Genomic DNA, 14,181 nt, shown 5'->3' with positions numbered 1-14,181 from the left:
TGGATGACCTGGAGGGGCCGTACCCTCCCGGTGATCTTGAGGCTCTGAAGCAAGGCCGGCGGGTCAACGCCGGCCGGAAGGGTACGACCCGTGCTCACCGTAGTTCCTGGAGCTGCTGACACCGATGAACCCCGCCGGGGCGGCGGCTCGCTGATCGACGACCTGGTCCGCGAAGGCGCCCGCCGGATGCTGGCCGAGGCGTTGCAGGCCGAGGTCGATGACTACATCGCCCGCCACGCTGAGGAGCGCGACGAGCACGGCCGGCGGCTCGTGGTCCGCAACGGCACCCACCAGCCCCGCGAGGTCCTCACCTCGGCCGGCGCGGTCGAGGTTGTCGCCCCGCGGGTCGACGACCGCCGCATCGATCCCGAGACCGGGCACCGCTGCAGGTTCTCCTCGGCGATCCTGCCGCGATGGTGCCGCCGCACTCCGAAGATCACCGAGGTGTTACCGCTGCTGTATCTGCACGGACTCTCGACCGGGGACTTCGTGCCCGCGCTCGGGCAGTTCCTCGGCTCCACCGCGGGCCTGTCGGCGTCGATGGTCACCAGACTGACCGAGACCTGGAAGACCGAACAGCAGACCTTCTCCCGCCGAGACCTGTCCGGTGTGGACTACGTCTACCTGTGGGCCGACGGGATCCACGTCAACATCCGCCTCGAGGAACACGAGCTGTGCCTACTCGTGCTCATCGGAGTCCGCGCGGACGGCGGCAAGGAACTCGTCGCCCTGACCGATGGCTACCGCGAGTCGAGCGAGTCCTGGGCCGATCTGCTGCGCGACTGCGCGCGGCGCGGCATGCGAGCACCCGTGCTCGCGGTCGCTGACGGCGCGCTCGGGTTCTGGGGCGCGCTGCGCGAGGTGTTCCCGCAGACCCGCGAGCAGCGCTGCTGGGTCCACAAGACCGCCAATGTCCTTGCCGCTCTGCCGAAGTCAGCGCATCCGGGGGCGAAGAAGGCGCTGACCGAGATCTGGAACGCCGAGGACAAGCGCAGAGCCCTCGACGCCGTGGCCCGCTTCGAGGCCGCCTACCGGGCGAAGTTCGGCAAGGCCGTCACGAAGATCGGTGACGACCTCGACGAACTGCTCGCCTTCTACGACTTCCCCGCCGAACACTGGCAACACCTACGCACCACGAACCCGATCGAGTCCACGTTCGCGACGGTCCGCCACCGCACCCGGGTCACCCGCGGGCCCGGGTCACGCGCGGCCGGACTGGCGATGGCGTTCAAGCTCATCGAGGCCGCCCAGAACCGATGGCGCGCCGTGAACGGACCGCACCTGGTCGCCCTCGTCCGAGCCGGAGCCCGATTCGACGCCGGCCGCCTCGTCGAACGACCCGATGCCCACACCCACACCGAAGCCGCCTAAAAGATCTTCATCCACAGGTCTTGACGATTGCTCGTCCAGATCGATTCCGGGGTCAAGCCCCGTGGGCGCTGTAGGGGCCGCCGGGCAGTCCGGCGCGGGTGGTGGCGCCCTGGATGAGGTTGTTGATCGACTCGGGGTGTAGGGGTTGGTCGTGGACGCGGTTGCCGGTGGAGACCTTGCGCAGGATCGGCCCGGTGGTGATCCCGGCGAGGTCGAGCCAGGTGTCGAGGGCGGTGAGCGGGCAGTGGTCGGGGTGTTCGGCGCGGGGTAGGCCGATGAGTTCTGCCTGGTCGCCGGTCTGGTTGGTCTTCGAGCGGTGCAGGGTCAGGACGCGGCCGCGGCGTCCGCTGCGCAGTTCGTGTTCGGGGCCGAGCTGTTCGACGGTGAGCGCGGCGAGCTCGGCGCGACGGAGGGCGCCCCAGAATCCGAGGAGCAGCAGGGCCCGGTCGCGGGCGCCGGCCAGTGACGGTTCGCCGGGGCGGTTCTTCCAGGTGCGGGTGGTCGGGCAGGCGGCGACGGCCTGGTCGAGCAGTGGCGGCATGAGGGGGGCGGCCTGACTGGGTGGGGCGCCGTGGCTGCGGCGGATGCCTTCCCAAACGGCGGTCACACGGGCGGTGACGGCGGGATCGGGCAGGTCCGCGGCGCGGTGCGCGGCGCGGATCCCGGACAAGTGCTTGGCGATGGTGCGGACCTTCGCCCCGGTCTGGGCGAGCGCGACCAGGTAGGCCGACACCGTCACCGGCGCAGCGGGCAGCGGCGTCAGGTCGTGGTCGGTGCAGAACGCGGTGAAGCCGGTCCAGACCCGAGCGGTAGCCGCGGCGGGTGTTGTGCGCGCGGGCCGCGGCGACGTAGGCGGCCTCGTCCGGCGACAGCGGAGCGTCGACCGCGGCCGAGGCGTCCGGGGCGGCGTCGAGCTCGGCGTGCGGCACCGCCGGAGCCTAGCTGCTGCTTGGCGGGATCTCATGGATGATCCCGCCAAGCACTAGCTGTTTCGTATCGTTTCGTTGCAACGAAACTAAAAACATAACGATTAACAGAACGATACGAAACGGCTAGTGAGCCTTTTTCAACCTGACGTTTGTGCTGGTCAGGTAGCTGTGATCATGAGGGTCTGGACCGCGGCGACGAGCTGGGTGGCCTGGTTGGGGCTGGAGCGGATCTTGCGGAGGATCTTCCAGTTCTTCAGCTCGGCGTTGACCCGTTCACCGGGTGCCCGTCGTCGGGCGTGGGCCAGGGCCCCGGCAAAGTCGTGATAGACGGTGGGAACCGTCCCCCGCGGCCTTCTGATTGCCGCACTGCACCTGTCTGTGACCAGCTATAGCGCCGCGCGGCGCCGCAACGGTGCCGCGTGTCACGGCCCACCACAAGATCATCTAGCGACTTTGCCGGGGCCCTGCACCACCAGCCCTGGTGGGGCTGCCGAGTCGTTCCCAGACGCCCCGGCTCCGGCCCCGGACTTGGCTGCGTCGGCGCCGGTGTCGGTGGTGGCGTTGCCGGCGGGGGGGGCGGGTGTCGCCGTGCCGGCGGCGTTGACCGCCGCCGACGTCGTGTCCCGACCGGCCTCGGTCGAGGGGCCCGATGCCGCGGCCGGGGCCGAGTGCAGCGCTGAGCCTGGCGCTGTGAGTGGGTTGTCGCCTGCGCAGCGGGAGGTCTACGCCGCCCTGGCCGCCGGGCACACCCGGACCGGGGACATCGCCGCAGCGACTGGCCGGAAGGCCCCGGCGGTGTCGAAAGCACTGACCGCGCTGGCCGGGGCCGGGCTTGCGGTCAAGACCGGGCGCTGCTGGAGCGTCTCGACCGCGTCGGGTGGCACGGCGCGGGTGGGGGCCTGAGCGCGTTCGGTGTCCGGGTGAGGCAGACCAGCGGGACCCCGGAATTTTCGTCACGCATCGTGGTCTTTAGTTTCTTTATGGTCAAATCTTGTGGACACTGGCCGGTGGCTGGTTACTGTCCGCAAGTCGGCCGATGGGGCGTGGCCCCGGCAATGATGCGAGGACCTGCATGCTTATCGCTCTGGGGTCCGCGATGATCGCGGTCTTCATGTACTTGATCTTGTCGAAGCGGCTCGCTCCGACGTTGGCGCTGGTGTTGGTGCCGTTGACCTTCGCTCTGGTCGCGGTTGGTACGGGGGTCGCGGAGTCGGGTGAGGACGGGGTCGTCAAGTCGATCACGTCGGCGATGAAGGATTTCGCTCCGACTGCGGTGTTGTTGTTCTTCGCGATCATCTTCTTCGGGACGATGATCGATGTCGGGTTGTTCGATCCGTTGATCCGGTTCGTGCTGCGCGCGGTGAACAACGACCCGGTCCGTCTGGTGGTGCTGACTGCGGTCCTGGCGGGGGCGGTGTCGCTGGATGGGGATGGGTCGACCACGTTCATCATCACGGTCTCGGCGTTGCTGCCGATCTATCTGCGCCTCGGGCTGAGTCCGGTGGTGTTGACTGTGGTGGCGAATCTGGCCAACGGGGTGCTCAACATCCTGCCGTGGGGTGGACCGACCGCGCGGGCGGCGACGGCGCTGAAGGTGTCTCCCTCGGAGCTGTTCAACCCGATGATCCCGAGCATGGTGCTGGGGATGGCCACGGTGCTGATCCTGGCCTGGTTCCTCGGCCGTTCGGAACGTCGTCGGCTTGCCAGGGCCGGGCGGCCGTTGCCGATCGTCGCCGATGAACTCGAGGGTGTCCTCGAGCCCGTCGGTGCCGCGCCTGACCCGGGCGGTGCTGGTGCTGACGGTGCTGGTCCTGCGGGACAGTCCGCGCCTGCCGCGGCTGTCACAGCTGGTGCTGGCGGGGATGCGGCAGGTCCGGGGGACGGGTTCATCGACGCAGGTGGGGTGCTGGATCCGAACAGGCCGACGCTGCGCCCGAAGTTGATCTGGTTCAACCTGGTGTTGACCGCGGCGCTGTTGGTGGTGTTGGGGCTGGATGTGTTGCCGTTGTCGCTGGTGTTCGTCGCCGCGTCAGCGATCGCGTTGGTCGTGAACTTCCCTCGCCCGGCCGATCAGGTCACCGCCGTGACCGCGCATGCCAGCTCGATCGTGGCGGTGGTCGCGATGGTGTTCGCCGCGTCGGTGTTGGTCGGGGTGCTGTCGGGTACCGGGATGGTCGCGGCGATGGCGAACGGGATCGTCACGGCGGTCCCGGCGGAGGTGGGCAGCTGGTTCGCGGTGATTGTCAGTGTGCTGAGTATGCCGTTGACGTTCTTCCTCACCAACGACGCGTTCTACTTCGGGATCCTGCCGATCTTGTCCGAGGCGGCCGGGCATTACGGCATCTCGCCGGTGGAGATGGCACGCGCCTCGATCATCGGGCAGCCGGTGCACATGACCAGCCCCCTGGTCCCGGCGATGCTGCTGCTGGTGTCGCTGGCCAAGGTCGACCTCGCTGATCATCACAAGAAGGTCATCTGGCGGGCCGCCGTGTGCTCGCTGGTGATGATGGCAACGGCGATCGCGCTGGGAGTCATCCCCCTCGGCTGACCAGCGCGACTGAATGGCGCCGCTGAACGGCGCTGTTGTTGCCACCCCCGGTGGGGCGGCCCCGACTCCCCGGGGGCCGCCCCACCGGCGTGCGTGGGTGCCCTACCAGCGGTAGCTGAACTTGTCGATCTTGAAGCCCATTTCGCGGAAGTAGGGGCTGACGACCTGGATGGTGACCGGTCCGCTGTGGCCGTCGTTGGTGACGGTGTGGCGGGTGGTGTATTCGCCGCGGTTGTCGGCGTCGCTCATGGTGAACTCGAACTCGTAGGTGCCGGGTTCGAAGAAGCGGATGGTGATGAACCCGCCATCGACCTCGCACCACAGGGGGTCACCTGGGCGGCATTCGGGGTTCCCGCCGGGGCGCACGGTGGACTGGCTGGACTGGCCCTGGCCGTAGGGCTGCCCGGGTGGTGGTGTGTCGGCGGCGCTGGCGGCGGGGGCCAGGAGCAGGGACGCGGCCAGCGCGGCCGCGGCGGTCAGTCCGGCCACGGCACGGCGGGCGATGCCGTGTCGGCGGGAACCTCGTGTAGCCCTGTCGGGAAGCATGATCGTCACGCAATGAGAGTAGGGCACGAACTGTGCGTGGCCGGTAGACGCCTGTTGGTCACACGGACGGTCGCCTGAACAAGGGAGGGGAGTCTGCGTCGCTGTTGACAGCTGTCGTCCCGTGGGGGTGTCGGCTTGTTGTCAGGTGGTGAGGCGGGCGCGGATGGCGTCGATGGGTTGGGTGTAGCCGGTGGGGCTGTTGATGGTGCGGCGTAGGTGGCGGTGGATGAGGTCGAGGGTGTCGGGGGCGGTGATGCCGGGTCGGTCGGGGTCGATGCCGATGCTGTGGTGGTCGAGGAGGTGTTCGACGGTGTAGAGGTGGTCGTTCATGACGCCTCGGACGCGTCGGTCGAGGGTTTTGGCCAGGGCGACGGTGTCGGGGTCGAGTTCGCCGAGGGCGTCGGTGGGGAGGTCCGCGGCGTCGAGGGCGGCGTGGATGCGTGCCACGAGCAGGGGGCCGGGTGGGCGCAGGTCGTGGACGCGGATGTCGGGGATGAACACCGAGAATAGGGTGTCGGCGTGGGTGAGTAGGAGGCATTTGCGTGCGCGGAGCCAGGCCAGGTGCAGGTACCAGTCGTCCCCGGTCGGGGGGAGGGTGGGGAGCTGGTCGGGGCGTTGCCGGATGGCGGTGAGTACTTTCGCGGTGGCGCGCACGATCATCATCGGGAGGGTACGGGACCGCTTCGTGTCCGGTCCGCTGTCTCATGACCTGGCGTGGGTGCCGTTCTGGTTACCGTTGCAGGGGTCGGGTTCGCGATATTTCTGATTGGCGGGGTCACGGTGCGGTACGAGCATTCCAGGATGTCGGGTGCGGGTAGGTCGTCGGGTTCGGGTGGGGCGCGGCGGGAGCCGGGTCGTCGGGTGCCGGATCGGCGGGCGACACCCTCTGCGGGGCCGTGGGGGCCGTCGCCGTCGGGGGGTGTGGAGCGGTCGTATTTTTGTCGGTCGTGCAAGTTGACGGCGGTGGGGATCAGTGTCCCGACCGGTTGGTATTTGTTGGAGCGGTCGCCGGGTGGTGGGGGTCGTCATCTGCGGTTGGGGATGTATTGCTCGTTGGCGTGTGTGTTGTCGGCTGCGGAGGATTTGAAGCTGGGGGAGCGTGAGCATGCTGTACGTCTGGGGACGTCGGTGGATGCGGAGCGGGATCGGGCTCGGGTGTTGGAGCGGGCGGAGACGATGATCCGTCGGGGGATGTCGGCGAAGGCTGCCGCGGATGTTCTTCAGGTGCCGCCGGCGGCGTTGCGGACGTGGTTGAAGGCTGCGGGGATCCCTGTGGTTCCTGATCCGGTGGAGGCGCCGACGGTGACGCCGGTGTTCGCTGCCCCGGGCAGCGTCCCGCCCTCGGCGGCCGGGGCGGGACGTGCGGGGCCCGGCGCGGTGCAGGCCGTGCCGGTGTCGCAGGTGGGTGCTGGGGCGGGGGCGCCCGACGCCGAGGCTGATGGTGAGGTCGGTGTCGGGTCCGGGGCTGTTCGGGGTGAGGGTAGCGCTGGGCAGGCCGGTTCGACAGGTCCGGGGTTGCAGAAGGCCACGCAGCAGAATGCCGTGCAGAAGGAGCCGTCCGGGGCGGCACCGTCCGGGTCGAGGGGTGCGGGGTCGAGGGGGGCCGGCCGGAAGGGTGTGGTGCCGGGTGGGGTGAAGCCGGGTCAGGATCCGGTGTTGGGGAAGTACACCTCGCCGCGGGCGTTGTTGCATCATTGGCGGCAGGTGGAGCGGATCGCGGATCTGGAGATCGGTGCGGTCCCGGCGGGGGTGGGGAAGTCGGGGCATCCGCAGGGGTTCGCCGCGACGGTGTCGGCGCGTCTGTTGGTGGGCGACACTGCGGGTGAGGTCGTGGTGTGTACGGCGACGGAGGGGGCGAAGATGAAGGCGTGTGACGTCGCGGCGTATGCGTTGGCGAAGATCCTGCGACCGATCATGGACACTGCCGCCGCCGCTGCGGCAGGTGCTGGCGCCGCTACGTCCGCCGCGGCGGCCGGGGCTGCCGCTACTGCGGCTCCCGCGCCGGTCTCTGCCCCTGCCCCTGCCCCTGGCTCGTCGGCGGTGTCGGTGTCGGCGGTGTCGGTGGTTCCGGATGCGCGGTTGGTGCGGGAGTGGGCTCGGGAGAACGGCTACACCGTCGGTGAGCGGGGGCGGCTCCCAGCCCATGTCCGGGACGCCTACCTCGCTGCGGTAGCGGGTCCAGGGTCGTCTGGGTGAGCATGGGCGGGTGAGCAGACCCGACCCGGACGCCGGGGTACTGGACGGCGCGGTTCCCGCTGCTGCGGTGCCCGATGCTGTGGGGTCGGGTGTGGCGGGGGAGATTGTGCGGGTTCGCCGGTTCGCGGAGGTGGTGCGGGCGGCGCGGCGGGCGGCGCGGGGTGTGGAGTCGCATCCGGTGTGGGGTGATCGGGAGGCTGAGGCGCTGACCGCGGTGCGGGTGGTGTCGGCGTTTCTGGATCATCACGCCCACACCGACGTCGCTCAGGTGTTCGTCAACACCCTGCTCCGCGACCTGGCCGACCTCACCGTTCTCGGAGAGGTCCACCGGGTCAGCGAGGTCGGGGCTCACGCCTCCGCGGCGGTTGTCACCGGGTCAGCCCAGGCCGGCGTCGTGGCTGCTGCTGGTGCTGATGGAGCTGGTGCTGGCGATTCGGTTCGTGATAGGTCGGAGCGGGTCCGGCGTCGGCGCTCGGCCACTCGCCGCGTTATCGCGCATGAGGGGGATGTGCCTCTGGCCTTGTGGCCGCTCGGCGACGTTCCCTCCGACATTGTTCACGACATTCCCTGCGCCACCGCCGGCGTCATCAGCGGTCCCGAGATCGGCCCTGAGGTCGGCACCAGCTCTGGTGTCAGGGCCGGTGCTGCTGAGGATGTGTCGGGCGAGGAGGCCGCGGGTGGCGCCGCGGTCGGTCGGGACCAGGGCGGTCCCGGGAAGGCTGCGCCGACCCCGACCCCGACTTCGACTTCGCCGCCGAGGTCGTCGGTGTCGGTGGGTGCGGTGCGGGTGTGGGCGCAGGCTCAGGGTTATCCGGTGGGTGCGCGGGGGCGGTTGTCGGGGCAGGTGCGGGATGCCTATCTACGGGCCCATCCGGAGTTGCTCGATCCCGGCGGGTCGGGCCTGGAGACTGGTGGTCACTGCTGATTCGGGTCAGGGGGTGAGGCCGACCCGTCGGTAGGCGGCGGTGCGGTCGAGGTGGGTGATGGTCAGGTCGTCGCCGCCGATGGCGATGGTCAGCACTTGGATCTCGTCGGGGCTGTACTGGTCGGGCAGTGTCCGGGCGAGGGTGGTGAAGCCGCGGTGCATGGTCTCGAGGGCGGTGGTGGTGCCGTGGTCGACGGTGTCGGCGATGACTTCGATCCGGACGGTGAGGTGCTCGCCGCCGAGGTCGTCGGGGTCGTAGCCGTGTTCGGCGGGAGGCTGGGTGGGTCCGGCGTAGGCGTCGGCGATGCGGCCGTGTCGGCAGAGCCCGGAGAAGTAGCTCATCAGGGCGTAGGAGGCCTGGTAGAGGTCTTTGTTGCCGCGGACGGTGAAGTCCTGGCTGGCGATGACCAGGATGTCGTCGGGGCCCATCGGGTCGGAGCGGTCAGACACGGGGACCAGTGTAGAAGCGCCCGGTGTGACCGTCGCCCGGCGTGGGGCGCCCGGGGGGTGTGGGAGAGCCCCGCACCCGGGGGTTGTCGGCACCCTGTGCTGTCGGTGCCGTGGCCGCTCGGAGTGCGGGGCTCTGTTCTGCACGCGCGGGGCAAATGACCGCGTTGTGCGGGGGGTGTTACTTGTGGCCCTTCACGGTGTCGCCGGTGTCGCTGGCCTGGGCGCAGTTATCGGACTGGTCGGTGACCGAGTCCCCAGACTTGGCCTTGGCCTCTCCGAGGATGCCGAGGGCGCCGGTGAGGCCGTTCGCAGCGGCGGCGTCCTCGATGGGGACCTGCAGGCCGACGAGGTTGACCGGGATGTTGTTGTTGCACACCTGCACGGGCACGTTGACGTTGTTGCCGTTCAGCCCGGCGATCAGGCCTTCGGCGCTCTTGTCGATCCCGTGGTCACCATGGTCACCCCGGTCGCTGCTGGTGTGGGCCATCGCCACCGGCGAGAGCGCCATCAGCGATGCCGCCGACGCAGCCACGACAATTCCGGCCTTCTTCCACATCACGCATGTCCTCCAGGTAGTGCTGGTACTCGAATACGAGGGGGAGCCCGTACCAGCTGCAACGACAGGCGCCCTGCGCGGGAAACTGCAGGCCACGCACCACCACTCGGTCGGTGTATGTCGGCTACGCACTGCGTTCGTCGCGGGGGAGAGTGTTCACGCGAATGGCTGCCCGTTGGGGGCCGTCACGTGGTTCGTCAGGTATCGGGGTTGCCGACCTTGACCGTCCTCTCTTCGTGAGCGAGTTCCGGTGTGCCGGTGGTGGTGCAGTAGCTGATCACCCATGCCCACAGCAAATGCCCTAGGAACTCTGAAAGGTTCTCGTCGAACGGGAGGTCCGCAGTTGCCGGGTCAATCCGAGGAGGGGTAAGGCGATCCAGTGGAAGCCCAGCCATGCGCCGGTCCCGAACAGGGTTACCAGCCAGATCCGGTTGAGGTGGATGCGCTGCGCGAGGAAGAGGAATGCGGCCGCCGCTACGGCGCAGAAGATGAAATGTGTTGTGATCCCTCCGAAGTTTATTGTGTGGGCAGAGAATGTGTAGGTCCATTCGTTTGCGGGGAGCCCGGCTTGTTCGAGTAGGACCACAGGCGGTGACGCTCTGTCTGGGGTGCGCGCGGGGAGGATGACTTCCCATCCCAGCTTGACGAGGCCGGACATTGCGGCCGCAATGATGACTCTGTACATAGTTGCTGACATGCGCGTGTTCATGTGAATTTCAGGGTGGTTTGAGCTTTTCGCGGCCTGATGGTGTTGGTCGGAGGCCGTGAAGAGCGCGAGGGTATGGGACGTGCTGAGCACGTGCCTACGGGTGCTCGGAGCGCGAGGACGGTGTCAGGGGTGATGGCGGGTCAGGGTGATGTTGCCGGCGGGGTCGGTGAGGTCGCTGTAGCCGTCGTGCAGGACGAGAGTCTCGCCGGTGGTTCGGTCGGTGGGGTGGGTGTGGGTGACTCGGGCGTGGATGGCTTGGGTGAGCCACTCTGCGATGGGCACGTTCTCGCAGGCCATGAGAGTGGTCGGGTCGGCGTCGGCGACGAATGCTCCGTCGGCGGAGACCGTCCAGGTGCCGTGGAGGGTGTTGCAGCCGTCGGAGCCGGTCCAGTGGCCGTTGTCGGTGAATTCGACGAATGCCCGCCCGCCGGCGCTGTCGTCGGTGGGGGTCCAGCGTCCGAGTAGGGCCTGCTGTAGGGGGTGTGTCGCCGGCTCGACGGTCGGGATCGGCTCGGTCACGGCTGCTCGTGCTGCGGTGTCGGCTGCTGCGGGGGTGGCGGGCAGTGGTCCGACGGCGTGGGGGCCGTCGGTGTCGGTGGTGGTGGTGTCAGGGCGAGGCACGTGGACTTCTCCGGGGTGGTGGGGGCGGTGCTGTCCGGGTTCCCAGACCTCGTAGTAGGGCCGCCCGTTGTCGGCGGCGTTGATGGCGGCGGTGTGGGGGGTGGCTGCGGTGGCAGTGCTGGTGGTCATGGCTGCGGCGGTGGTGAGTGCGGCGGCGGCGAGTAGTGCTGCGGCGCCGCGCGGCGTGCGCGGGAGATCGTGTGCATGGGCTTCAGGAGAACATGGTTACTCGCCGGTAGTGATGGTCCACGGTGGGTGCTTGCTCGTGGCGCTGCTGCGGGCCCGCAGGACGGGCTCGGTGCACCGCGCTGTCGCGTGTTGGTGCAGCCGGCCTGGCTGGCCGGCGGTCTCCATTCGCCGCCTGGGGCGTTCTCCAGTCGCGTCTCCCGTCCTCGGTCAGGCCTGGGCGGTGTCCGGCTCGTCCTCGCCGCCTCTGGTCGCTGTTGATCTGGCGTTGCCGTGTCGGTCTCCGGCCGCTGCGCGTCCGTCCTGACTTCGGTCACTTGTCTTACGAGTTCATGCGCTATTGGGGTCGGGACGTGCTGGATCTCCGACCCGACCCCAGGCTCCCGACACGACCTACATTGCCTCGACCAATCCGGCGCCCTCGACCACCTCGCCACATACCCACCGATCGGCGATAAAGGCTACATCGGGCGCGGCATGCTCACCCCGTTCAAAAAACAACCCGGCCGGGAACTTCTCGACTGGCAGAAAACATTCAACAAGAGCCTCAACCGCACACGCGCCACCATCGAGCGAGTCATCGCCCATATCAAAACGTGGAAAGTTCTCCACACAGACTACCGCCGACCCTACGCCACATTTAAAACGACAATCTCGGCAGTCATCGGACTCATCTTCTACACACTTACCTGACGGAGCCTGAATAAGCCTCAGGGTGGCTGCGACCTGGACGACGACGCCGGTGGTGCGATGCTTGCCCGACCACAGACCTGGTACGGCGGTCCATGACCAGCAGGGCAGTAGGGTTCCGTCGATGATGTACTGCCGATCGGCACGAAGCTCCTCCGCAGTCGGAACGACACTCCGCAGTGCCTGTGCCAGCAACGGTGTCACCCCCGCGATCGCTCGACTGACCGTCGACTGCGACACCCCGTAGGTTTCCGCCAACTCCCACTGCACACGATTCCCGCGCAGATACGCCAACGTGATCACCACCGACCAGAACAATCCCAGAATCGGCGGCCAAGGCCGTCGCAGGCCAGTCGCGTTCCGCTGATCCTGCTCATGCACCAGAGCGGCAAGATCCTGAATCTCATCACGCCGAAAGCCAGTGGTATAGTACATACTGCGACAACCCGTTCATCTTGGATTGATTCGGCAAATTAATCTTCGCGATGGACGGGCTGTCGCCCAACCCGACACGCCGGGCTAGATCGTTATTTCACGGGCCCTGAATAAGCCTCTCAGCCTCTCGCAGACCCAGGACGGTTCACCCTTCAACCCGACCAACCGGTATGCCCGAGCCAAGGAGGCCTCGTCCAGGGGGCTTATTCACAAGGGAGTAATTCTGTTGATCTGCGGAAGCCGTCACCGGCGATTTTGTCTCGATACCGGCACGGCGGTGTGTCGCGCTTGAAGTGCAACAGCCCTTGCCGGTTTGTTCGGTGTTCCCAGGCATCGAACGAGGATCGGCGAAGAGCTGTTGCGATTCAAAGCTATGACAGGGTTGGACGATAGACAACTCACCGATCTGGTGGTGAGAGTACACGCCCGATGCGGCGGCAAGTTCGTTTCTGCAGGTAGGCCTGTTGCGTTGGGCTTGTTCCGGTCAGTGGCCATGGTGGTGACGCTGATGCGCAAGAACGTGACCCAGGACTTCGCGGGCGCGATCTTCGGGGTCAGCCAGTCCACGGTCAGTCGCCGCTGGGACCTGCTGCGCCCGGTGATCGGCGAGGTCCTCGCCGACGTCGTGCCCGACCCGCGGGAGGTCCTCGGAGGCGGAACAGTGCTGGTCGATGGCACCGTGTGCCCGACGTGGGACTGGAACGCAGTGAGCCTTTTTCAACCTGACGTTTGTGCTGGTCAGGGGCGTGAAGGCCGGCCGGGGTGGGGCTCCTGGTAGACGGATGGGTGTCGAACCGTCGTCTGCCAGGAGCCCCGTGTGCTGTCCTACCCATCCGGGATGAACGTGTCCAGCCGTAGCGTCCGTGATCTTGCTGATCTTCTCCGGGGGCATCGGCGTCAGCGTGGAACACGCTGGCGCCGGCTCTCAGCCGGTCGGCAGGCCTTGCTGGTGCTCGCCTACCTGCGTAAGGGCGAGACCTACGCTGCCCTGGCCTGCGGGTTCGCGGTGAGCACCGCGACGGTGTACCGGTACCTGACCGAGGCGATCGGTCTGCTCGCCGCGCTCGCCCCGACCCTGGAACAGGCCATCACCGTCGCCGCTGGGAAGGCGTTCGTGATCCTGGACGGCACGCTGCTGCGTATCGACCGGGTCGGCATGACATCCGGCTACGACCGGGCGTTCTACTCCGGCAAACACAAGTGCCACGGCCTGAACGTGCAGGTCATCGCCGACCCCGTCGGCAGGCTGGTGTGGATCTCCCCACCGCTACCCGGAGCCCGGCACGACATGGGTGCCGCCCGCGCCCACGGGATCATCGACGCGGTCAACACCGCCGGGGTGCGGGCGATCGCTGACACCGCCTACCAAGGCGGCGGGCCCGCGATCACCGTCCCCCACCGACGCCGCCGCCGCGACCTCGACACCGGCCGGTACCGGCCCCTGTCAGCGAATCAGAAAGCGGTCAACGCCGCCCACGCCCGACGACGGGCACCCGGTGAACGGGTCAACGCCGAGCTGAAGAACTGGAAGATCCTCCGCAAGATCCGCTCCAGCCCCAACCAGGCCACCCAGCTCGTCGCCGCGGTCCAGACCCTCATGATCACAGCTACCTGACCAGCACAAACGTCAGGTTGAAAAAGGCTCAGTGTCCGACCTGTTCTCGGTCAAGGCCGGCTACTCGGGCATGAACCTGCAGATCGCCGCCACCCTCGACGGAGTCCTCGTCGCGGTCGGCGAAGTCCCGATTCACGGCGCCCGCCACGACGCACATGCCTACGCCGCATCCGGGCTGGCGGAGCGTCTGCGCGATCTCCCGTCCGTCGCCGACCTCGGCTACATCGGCGTCGAGGGCATCAACACGGTCCCGCACAAGCGATCCCCCGTATCGACCTCGACCCCAGCCAAGTCGAGTTCAACACCGCCCTCGGCAGAATCCGCGCAGCCGTCGAACACGCCATCGCGCACCTCAAAACATGGCGCATGCTCAGCGAAGAAGGTGGCCGATACCGCTACCCATC

General features: G+C 67.9%; 17 protein-coding genes and 1 pseudogene. 10 read left to right on the top strand and 8 right to left on the bottom strand.

The genetic code is table 11. The annotated features are described in order from the left end of the window. Positions 1–90: 90 nt before the first annotated feature. Positions 91–1,371: an IS256 family transposase gene (locus KPL57_RS54975; RefSeq protein ID WP_226358232.1), complete on the top strand. Its 1,281-nt coding sequence runs from the start codon at positions 91–93 to the stop codon at positions 1,369–1,371. Between the two features lie 52 nt (positions 1,372–1,423). Here the strand turns inward: KPL57_RS54975 and KPL57_RS54970 are convergent, their stop codons facing one another. Further along, complete coding sequence (locus KPL57_RS54970) at positions 1,424–2,110, bottom strand: hypothetical protein (protein ID WP_226358231.1); 687 nt, start codon at positions 2,108–2,110, stop codon at positions 1,424–1,426. Between the two features lie 364 nt (positions 2,111–2,474). On the opposite strand from KPL57_RS54970, the gene KPL57_RS54965 reads away from it, so the two are divergent. From KPL57_RS54965 to KPL57_RS54955, 3 genes are all read left to right on the top strand, one after another. Then, positions 2,475–2,624 (top strand): hypothetical protein, encoded by a 150-nt coding sequence (locus tag KPL57_RS54965; RefSeq protein ID WP_226358227.1) that lies wholly within the window; start codon positions 2,475–2,477, stop codon positions 2,622–2,624. 366 nt (positions 2,625–2,990) lie between these two features. Next, positions 2,991–3,203, top strand: coding sequence for a MarR family transcriptional regulator (locus KPL57_RS54960; protein ID WP_226358226.1), 213 nt, complete (start codon positions 2,991–2,993; stop codon positions 3,201–3,203). 169 nt (positions 3,204–3,372) lie between these two features. Beyond that, positions 3,373–4,848 (top strand): CitMHS family transporter, encoded by a 1,476-nt coding sequence (locus tag KPL57_RS54955; protein ID WP_226358225.1) that lies wholly within the window; start codon positions 3,373–3,375, stop codon positions 4,846–4,848. A gap of 102 nt (positions 4,849–4,950) precedes the next feature. On the opposite strand, the gene KPL57_RS54950 is transcribed toward KPL57_RS54955, so the two are convergent. Continuing rightward, entirely contained in the window at positions 4,951–5,403 is a 453-nt protein-coding gene (locus KPL57_RS54950) for a hypothetical protein (protein WP_226358224.1), read from the bottom strand. 132 nt (positions 5,404–5,535) lie between these two features. Continuing rightward, positions 5,536–6,057: a hypothetical protein gene (locus KPL57_RS54945; protein ID WP_226358223.1), complete on the bottom strand. Its 522-nt coding sequence runs from the start codon at positions 6,055–6,057 to the stop codon at positions 5,536–5,538. 138 nt (positions 6,058–6,195) lie between these two features. Here KPL57_RS54945 and KPL57_RS73100 point away from each other — a divergent pair, with 138 nt between their 5' ends. Then, a complete protein-coding gene (locus KPL57_RS73100; RefSeq protein WP_374203927.1) occupies positions 6,196–7,590 on the top strand; it encodes a histone-like nucleoid-structuring protein Lsr2 in 1,395 nt (464 codons plus the stop codon). Positions 7,591–7,600: 10 nt separating this feature from the next. Beyond that, positions 7,601–8,515 carry an Lsr2 family protein gene (locus KPL57_RS68265; RefSeq protein ID WP_264199793.1) on the top strand — a complete coding sequence of 305 codons (915 nt, stop codon included), beginning with the start codon at positions 7,601–7,603 and terminating at the stop codon, positions 8,513–8,515. Positions 8,516–8,521: 6 nt separating this feature from the next. On the opposite strand, the gene KPL57_RS54930 is transcribed toward KPL57_RS68265, so the two are convergent. From KPL57_RS54930 to KPL57_RS68260, 4 genes are all read right to left on the bottom strand, one after another. Continuing rightward, positions 8,522–8,965: a hypothetical protein gene (locus KPL57_RS54930; RefSeq protein ID WP_226358222.1), complete on the bottom strand. Its 444-nt coding sequence runs from the start codon at positions 8,963–8,965 to the stop codon at positions 8,522–8,524. Positions 8,966–9,143: 178 nt separating this feature from the next. Next, complete coding sequence (locus tag KPL57_RS54925; protein ID WP_226358221.1) at positions 9,144–9,521, bottom strand: hypothetical protein; 378 nt, start codon at positions 9,519–9,521, stop codon at positions 9,144–9,146. A gap of 301 nt (positions 9,522–9,822) precedes the next feature. Then, complete coding sequence (locus KPL57_RS54920; RefSeq protein WP_226358230.1) at positions 9,823–10,320, bottom strand: DUF1440 domain-containing protein; 498 nt, start codon at positions 10,318–10,320, stop codon at positions 9,823–9,825. Positions 10,321–10,353: 33 nt separating this feature from the next. Next, a complete protein-coding gene (locus tag KPL57_RS68260) occupies positions 10,354–10,980 on the bottom strand; it encodes an META domain-containing protein (RefSeq protein WP_264199794.1) in 627 nt (208 codons plus the stop codon). A gap of 330 nt (positions 10,981–11,310) precedes the next feature. On the opposite strand from KPL57_RS68260, the gene KPL57_RS54910 reads away from it, so the two are divergent. Continuing rightward, complete coding sequence (locus KPL57_RS54910; RefSeq protein ID WP_226358213.1) at positions 11,311–11,730, top strand: transposase family protein; 420 nt, start codon at positions 11,311–11,313, stop codon at positions 11,728–11,730. 183 nt (positions 11,731–11,913) lie between these two features. Here the strand turns inward: KPL57_RS54910 and KPL57_RS54905 are convergent. After that, positions 11,914–12,162 (bottom strand): annotated as a pseudogene (locus KPL57_RS54905) (transposase family protein); the annotation flags it as partial. A 493-nt stretch (positions 12,163–12,655) separates the two neighbouring features. Here KPL57_RS54905 and KPL57_RS54900 point away from each other — a divergent pair. The 3 genes from KPL57_RS54900 to KPL57_RS73095 all read left to right on the top strand — a co-directional run. Next, complete coding sequence (locus tag KPL57_RS54900) at positions 12,656–12,940, top strand: transposase family protein (RefSeq protein ID WP_226358211.1); 285 nt, start codon at positions 12,656–12,658, stop codon at positions 12,938–12,940. A gap of 39 nt (positions 12,941–12,979) precedes the next feature. Further along, on the top strand, positions 12,980–13,777 hold the full coding sequence (locus tag KPL57_RS54895; protein WP_226350737.1) for a transposase family protein: 798 nt from the start codon (positions 12,980–12,982) through the stop codon (positions 13,775–13,777). A gap of 168 nt (positions 13,778–13,945) precedes the next feature. Continuing rightward, a partial coding sequence (locus KPL57_RS73095) for a transposase family protein (RefSeq protein WP_374203930.1) occupies positions 13,946–14,181 on the top strand: 236 nt, incomplete at its 3' end.

This window comes from Pseudonocardia sp. ICBG601 (assembly GCF_020496245.1).
The sequence above is the reverse complement of the archived record's forward strand: the minus strand, read 5'-3'. Positions and strand labels throughout refer to the sequence as shown.

Coding starts and splice junctions, on each gene's coding strand:
- KPL57_RS54965 (WP_226358227.1), top strand. CDS start 2,475: ATGAGGGTCTGGACCGCGGCGACGAGCTGGGTGGCCTGGTTGGGGCTG.
- KPL57_RS54955 (WP_226358225.1), top strand. CDS start 3,373: ATGCTTATCGCTCTGGGGTCCGCGATGATCGCGGTCTTCATGTACTTG.
- KPL57_RS54945 (WP_226358223.1), bottom strand. CDS start 6,057: ATGATGATCGTGCGCGCCACCGCGAAAGTACTCACCGCCATCCGGCAA.
- KPL57_RS73100 (WP_374203927.1), top strand. CDS start 6,196: ATGTCGGGTGCGGGTAGGTCGTCGGGTTCGGGTGGGGCGCGGCGGGAG.
- KPL57_RS54925 (WP_226358221.1), bottom strand. CDS start 9,521: ATGTGGAAGAAGGCCGGAATTGTCGTGGCTGCGTCGGCGGCATCGCTG.
- KPL57_RS68260 (WP_264199794.1), bottom strand. CDS start 10,980: ATGACCACCAGCACTGCCACCGCAGCCACCCCCCACACCGCCGCCATC.
- KPL57_RS54900 (WP_226358211.1), top strand. CDS start 12,656: ATGGTGGTGACGCTGATGCGCAAGAACGTGACCCAGGACTTCGCGGGC.